The sequence below is a fragment of the Mycobacterium simiae genome (assembly GCF_008370645.1).
GTDB lineage: Bacteria > Actinomycetota > Actinomycetes > Mycobacteriales > Mycobacteriaceae > Mycobacterium > Mycobacterium simiae_A.
Genome location: NZ_VTZN01000570.1, coordinates 1 through 374, shown reverse-complemented (window position 1 = coordinate 374; position 374 = coordinate 1). Strand labels below are relative to the sequence as shown.

At 65.8% G+C, this 374-nt stretch carries 1 protein-coding gene; it reads left to right on the top strand.

Annotated features, from left to right (window positions below):
- Positions 1–70: 70 nt before the first annotated feature.
- Positions 71–374: transposase (locus F0Q45_RS26930; RefSeq protein WP_149656693.1), on the top strand; the 304-nt coding region annotated here is incomplete at its 3' end.

The following is a 374-nucleotide window of genomic DNA, read 5'->3' as shown; positions in this document are numbered from 1 at the left end:
GCCCTGACCCCGTGTGTTGGACACGCTTAATCCCGCAAGATTGGCGGGGGAAGCGAGATGATCCACGACGATGGCAAGGAAAAATTATCCAGATGAGTTCAAGCGGGACGCCGTAGCGCTCTACCGGGACACCGAGGGCGCCACGATTACCCAGATCGCCGACGAGCTCGGTATCTCCGGTGTGACGCTCTCGGCGTGGTGCAAAGCGGCCGGTGTGCCGATTCGGCACCGCAACCCCGCCGCTGCAGCACAGCCTGCACACGCTGGCGAGACCCCCGACCAGGAGCTGGCCCGGCTGCGGGCCGAGAACAAGGCCTTACGCGCCACCGAGGCTCGGCTGTCCACTGAGCGGGACATTCTGCGGTCGGCGGCCA